The organism is Moorena sp. SIO2C4 (genome assembly GCF_010672485.1).
Lineage (GTDB): Bacteria > Cyanobacteriota > Cyanobacteriia > Cyanobacteriales > Coleofasciculaceae > Moorena > Moorena producens.
Window position 1 is genome coordinate 1 of the sequence record NZ_JAAHGN010000468.1, and the last position, 5638, is coordinate 5638.

The 5638-nt window shown below is 41.9% G+C and carries 7 protein-coding genes; 4 read left to right on the top strand and 3 right to left on the bottom strand.

All coding sequences use genetic code 11. The annotated features are described in order from the left end of the window. Window positions 1–82: 82 nt before the first annotated feature. Together pgeF and F6K20_RS22140 are read right to left on the bottom strand one after the other, a co-directional pair. Complete coding sequence (pgeF, locus tag F6K20_RS22135; RefSeq protein WP_287296036.1) at window positions 83–868, bottom strand: peptidoglycan editing factor PgeF; 786 nt, start codon at window positions 866–868, stop codon at window positions 83–85. Window positions 869–1070: 202 nt separating this feature from the next. Beyond that, window positions 1071–3083: a protein kinase domain-containing protein gene (locus F6K20_RS22140; protein ID WP_287296038.1), complete on the bottom strand. Its 2013-nt coding sequence runs from the start codon at window positions 3081–3083 to the stop codon at window positions 1071–1073. Window positions 3084–3412: 329 nt separating this feature from the next. Here F6K20_RS22140 and F6K20_RS22145 point away from each other — a divergent pair, with 329 nt between their 5' ends. Then, window positions 3413–3580 (top strand): hypothetical protein, encoded by a 168-nt coding sequence (locus F6K20_RS22145; RefSeq protein WP_008180164.1) that lies wholly within the window; start codon window positions 3413–3415, stop codon window positions 3578–3580. A 320-nt stretch (window positions 3581–3900) separates the two neighbouring features. On the opposite strand, the gene F6K20_RS22150 is transcribed toward F6K20_RS22145, so the two are convergent. Further along, a complete protein-coding gene (locus tag F6K20_RS22150) occupies window positions 3901–4038 on the bottom strand; it encodes a hypothetical protein (protein ID WP_287250262.1) in 138 nt (45 codons plus the stop codon). 47 nt (window positions 4039–4085) lie between these two features. Between F6K20_RS22150 and F6K20_RS22155 the strand changes: the two genes are divergently transcribed. The 3 genes from F6K20_RS22155 to F6K20_RS22165 all read left to right on the top strand — a co-directional run bounded on the left by F6K20_RS22155 (window position 4086) and on the right by F6K20_RS22165 (window position 5484). Then, window positions 4086–4268, top strand: a complete 183-nt coding sequence (locus tag F6K20_RS22155; protein ID WP_287265207.1) for a hypothetical protein — start codon at window positions 4086–4088, stop codon at window positions 4266–4268. 11 nt (window positions 4269–4279) lie between these two features. Then, window positions 4280–4609, top strand: a complete 330-nt coding sequence (locus F6K20_RS22160; protein ID WP_287265208.1) for a hypothetical protein — start codon at window positions 4280–4282, stop codon at window positions 4607–4609. 101 nt (window positions 4610–4710) lie between these two features. Continuing rightward, a complete protein-coding gene (locus tag F6K20_RS22165; protein WP_287250279.1) occupies window positions 4711–5484 on the top strand; it encodes an ABC transporter permease in 774 nt (257 codons plus the stop codon). Window positions 5485–5638 lie beyond the last annotated feature (154 nt).

Below are 5638 nucleotides of genomic sequence, written 5' to 3' on the forward strand. Positions count from 1 at the left end.
TATAGCCCATAAGCACATCAAGTAGCACAACCTGTAGTGCATTAGCTGATAGCTGATACGCGACACGCTGATAGCTTACGCTTCAATAGCTAATAATACCAGACCACTGAACTTTCTTAAGTTGATTACGCCGATAGGAAAAGAAACGCTCTGGTTCAGAGTAAGTGCAGTGGGGTGCGATCGCAATTTGTTCTGAATCAATGCCCAATTGTTCCAACTGTAAGACATTCACTCGCCGCACATCCAAGCGTACTCGTCCGGGTTTCGGGTCATCTAATATCGGGGAGTCGTCTAGCTGCTGCAAAACCCCCATAATTGATTCAGTGGTATTCCCTTGATCAGTAGATACAATACTAGCTCCCACTTCAGCCGCCACCGTTTCTGATACCTGATAGCATTCCCCTGTAATTGCTGGACCGAGAGCAATGCGTAAATTTTCTTTACGGCTACCATTGTTTAGCAATCTTGCGATCGCATTAGGAACAATCCGTTGAGCAGTACCCCGCCAGCCCGCATGAATTGCTGCTACCTGTCCCGTTTCGATATCCCCAATCAGTAAGGGCGTACAATCTGCCGTACAAACCCAAACACCTTGGTTAGCTTCCTCACTTATAATACCATCAGCCGGTGGTTTATCGGAGTCTGGCTCACCGTTTTGGGTACTTTCAATTTCCCCAGGAGTCAGTACTGTATTGCCGTGGACCTGTTTAACTCGATACACCTGGGCATCAGGCTGGAGTACATCGACCATTTCTTCAGGAGAACGGGGAGAAAATGCTGAGGAAAAGAAGCCGTGATTCCATTGCTTCAATAGGCTACTCGTTAAATAGGGCAAATTGTTCCAAGTGTGCCAGTGCCAGGTATGCATTTAAATTTTATTAACGGTTTACACTTTACAGTTTACAGCTTAGACTTTACACTTTATCCTTTAAGCTGTTGTGCATTTCAATTAGATATTATTTAGTTATCAAAAAAATAAAACTCTTTACCCCTGCTCCCTGCTCCCTGCTCCCTGTTCCCTTGCTCTCATAACCTAAAATTTTAAATTAACACCAGCTTACTGTCATAAATTAAGGCAACTTCCAAAGTTTAATACTATCATCTCTACTCCCACTGACTAAGGTTTTTCCATCGGGACTAATCGCCAGAGAACTCACCCAGTTTGTATGACCAGTGAGGGTATTTTTCAACTCACCCGTTTCTAAATTCCAAACCTTAATGGTATTATTAGCACTACCACTAACCAAGGTTTTACCATCTGGGCTAATCGCCAGAGAATGAACATAGTATATATGTCCAGTCAAGGTATTTTTTAATTCACCAATTGTTAAATCCCAAATCTTAATATTACGGTCTAGACTACTACTAAATAATGTTTTACCATCAGGACTAATGATTATAGAAACAACGGAATCTCTATGACCGGTGAGGGTCTTTTTTAGATTACCTGTATCCAAATCCCAAATTCTGATCGTATTGCCCCCATTACCACTAACTAATGTTTTGCCATCAGGACTAATCACCACCGAACTAACCCAATTCGTTTCCCCCGTTAAGGTTTGTTTCAGCTTACCCGTCGGTAAATTCCAAACTTTGATAGTTTGGTCATAACTTCCACTTACTAACGTTTGTCCATCAGAACTAATCGCAACAGAACTAATAAAACCCTGATGACCAGTGAGATTCTTTTTTAGCTGACCCGTTTTCAAATTCCAAATCTTTACAGTGTTGTCATCTCCACCACTAACAATAGTTTCTCCATCAGGAGTAATAGCGACGGAATAAACATTACCATCATGGCCATTAAGGGTTCTGACTAACTCACCTTTCGGCAAATCCCAAATTTTTATAGTATGATCATTACTACCACTGACCAAATATTGACTATCAGGACTAACTGCAATAGAACGCACTGAGTTAGAGTGTCCACTCAGAGTAGTTTTGAGGTAGGTACTGCTGGGTAATCCAGCAATCAAAAAACTTAGATTAGAGGGAAAGGTTTGATACCGAAAATATCCATATCCTTGAGTAATTAATCCTAGAGATAATAAATAAAATCCTCCCATCATCACTTGTTTTTTTAACTGGTCATTTTGTCTGAATGACGTTAAAAAATTCCGAAAAGACTCGTGATAATTAGACGTTGATTGAGAGGGATTAGCAGAGGGCGCAGACTGAAGCTCCAACACCTCCAAAACTTGGTCTACAGACTGATAACGGTGCTGATAGCTTTCTGGGAGCAGCCGATCCATTATCCACCACAATTTTTCACTCACCGGTTGCTTTAAATGCTTTCGCCAACTATTTACCCAGCGATAGCCTTGTTTCTTCCACAAATCCCAAGGATGAACATTGGTCAGCAAATGAAAGCACGTCGTGCCCAAACTGTATAAATCACTAGCAGCATAGGCTTTACCTCCCTCCATTTGTTCCATAGGCACATAGCCAAACGAACCGATAGTGGTGCCAGTGATATTAGCCATTACCGTAGCCCTCAATTGCTTGGCTATCCCAAAATCGATTAGTACTAGCTGACTCTTTTTTTCAGATCCTTGAGCCGCAGCAGGACGGCGAATGATATTACCTGGTTTAATGTCTCGGTGAATCACCTTCTGTTGATGCACAAACTTGAGAATAGTTAGCAGTTCAAATAAAACATCCTTAATCTTGTCTTCATTGAACGGTCCTGCTTCTGCCAACTCTTGCTCTAAGGTTTTCCCCTCGATATACTCTTGGAGCAAATATAAGCGCTGATCTTCTTCAAAGTAAGCTAGCAAAGTAGGGATTTGGGGATGTTGTCCCAGCCTTTGCAATTGTTTTGCCTCTTGGTCAAATAATGCTCGTGCCTTCTTGAGTGCCTTTGTTCCCTCAAGTTGGGGGGCTAGCTGCTTAATCACACACTGTTCATCCAATTTGTCCCTATCTTCTGCCAAATAAGTTTTGGCAAATCCCCCATCTCCGATGGGTCGAATCGGACGATAGCGGTTTTTCAGGAGTACTAGTTTGTTACCACAGCTTTGGCAAAACTGGTTATCATCCGGATTAATGGGATTCTGGCAATCAGGATTAAGACAGCAGATCATACTGGCAGGTCATTAGGGAATTTGGGTATGACTAGGCCATTAAGAGGGTAGTTTTTTCCTGTTGATTTTCCTCTTAAGAGGGAGCATGTCACAGTTAAATGACATACGGTAGTACTTACGGTAGAAATTCCCTGGTATCAGGATGGTTTTAGTAGATGCTAGCGGTAGCTGTTAGCTAATCGGATCAAGTAGCAGGGATGGCCAAAAGGCCAGGCTACTTTAGGTGCTTTGCGGTTTCCGAGAGATTTGAATCGGTAATGGTGATACGATCAAGGATTTGAGCTGTTGACCAATCCTTATGATTAAGGGTGCTGGTTAATTTACCTTCAATGAATGATATTAGCAGAATTTTAGGAAATGCGATCGCAATCTGGTTATATTTTACCGGTTATCGGTTACAGGTTATCGGTTATCGGTTACAGGTTATCGGTTATCGGTTACAGGTTATCGGTTATCGGTTACAGGTTATCGGTTATCGGTTACAGGTTATCGGTTAGGTGGTTATTAAACCTTGGCCTTTCGGCCACGCGATCGCGTTCAACCTGTTTAACCTTCAACCTTCAACCTGTTTAACCTTCAACCTGTTTAACCTTCAACCTGTTTAACCTTCAACCTGTTTAACCTTCAACCTGTTTAACCTTCAACCTGTTTAACCTTCAACCTGTTTAACCTTGGCTTTTGGCCACGCGATCGCGTTCAACCTGTTTAACCTTCAACCTGTTTAACCTTGGCTTTTGGCCACGCGATCGCGTTCAACCTGTTTAACCTTCAACCTGTTTAACCTTCAACCTGTTTAACCTTCAACCTTCAACCTCTTTTAGGAACTATACTCTGTCACGGAAGTCATGGATTCATAGTAGGGACGACTGACGGCTGATAACTGAATGCTTACCATAGCTATTGTCAAGCCTAGGTATAACATAACAACGCTACCAGATATAATCTGATCTATCATTCTTTTATGGAATCTATTACCTCCGATCTATTACTTCTGAAACTACCATGAGAGCATCTAATCGAATTCCCCTAGTTTTGTTTCTACTGCGCCTCAGTGTTTTTATAGTAATGCTGATGTGGACAATCGATAAATTCGTGCGTCCTGAACATGCAGCTGCGGTGGGAGCATCTCATTTTGGAAACAATATTACCCAAAGCAACTATATTTCAAGGGTTTCAGCCCCCTAACAAGAGCTAACGTGCCAAATTGGGATGCTCCCGCTGCGGTCTATGAAAACTTTTACTTTATTAGTGGACTCGGTAACAGCATTTTTATTATTATTGGCGCTATCCAGCTAGTCATCATCATCAGTTTTTTAATAGGGTGGAAAAAACGATTTACTTATGGTAGCGTATTAGTATTTCATGGGGGATCAACTCTCTCATCCTATAACCAATATATAAGCCCCTTTAATGATCCGAACTTGCTATTTTTTGCAGCCTGGCCAATGTTAGCAGCTTGCTTTGCCCTTTATTATCTCAGAGACCTTGATACGCTGTTTGTAATCGATAGGCGATCGGTAATTTAAAGATAAAATCTAGGGTTCAAGTTTAAAGTTTAAAGTTTAAAGTTTAAAGTTTAAAGTTTAAAGTAACAATTACCACATGAAAAATGATACACAGGATAATTATAAAATATTGGCGGGAAACCTGGGCTGTAGCACAGCGAATCTTGATTGAACTATGGCGAAGGCAGCGTAGCCTATTATTTTGGAGTATTTTTCCAATTACTGTGCTATTTCTCAACGGTTTAATTATGGCAGAACAGGCTCAGCTATCAACCGCTGAAGCATTTGAACGTGCTGCCCCAACTACTATTGTCGGTGCTGCTTTGTTTTTTAGCTGCTTAGGGGGTAGCGTCGCAACGGTAGTCTCAGAACGAGAACAGCAAATGCTCAAGCGTTTATTTCTCTCTCCATTAGGCGGCATATCCTATTTCTTAGGAATTTTTTTGGCTCACAGCTGCATTGGTACAGGTCAAGCCTTAGTGGTTTATACCATAGCAGCATTTTTGGGGGCAAGGTTTCAAGGTTCGGTGTTGTTAGGGGTATTGATTATTGTCCTGAGTATTATTGCTTATGTGGGAGTGGGATTTTTTCTGGGAACTCAATTAGCGCGGCGGACTGAGGACGTTAATGCCTTAGTGGGAACCTTCGGTGTACCTCTATTAATTTTGGGGGGTGCGTTTTTACCAACTGCTTTGTTTCCGGAACAGTTACTGGAAATCGCTAAGTTTAACCCAATTTATCATATGAACGAAGCCTTGCTGGGAGTATGGGCTGATGGCAAGGGTTTGGTGGAAATCGAGTCCCATTTCTGGTTTTTGTTTGGCTTTGCCTCAGTGATGGTGATAGTCGGATGGTTGTCATACCAGGGGATGGTTCAGGTAGAGAGGAGATTGTGATTACCCACGGGAGTTTGGTGCAGGGTAACTTAGTTTAAACTATTGAAAAATGAGGAGGTTTGCACAAAGAAATAAACTCAAGTATAGTCGGGTCAGTTATCTATTACCTAGTAGGTAAGCATATGCGCTACGCGCACGCGTGCGCGTTCAGCCG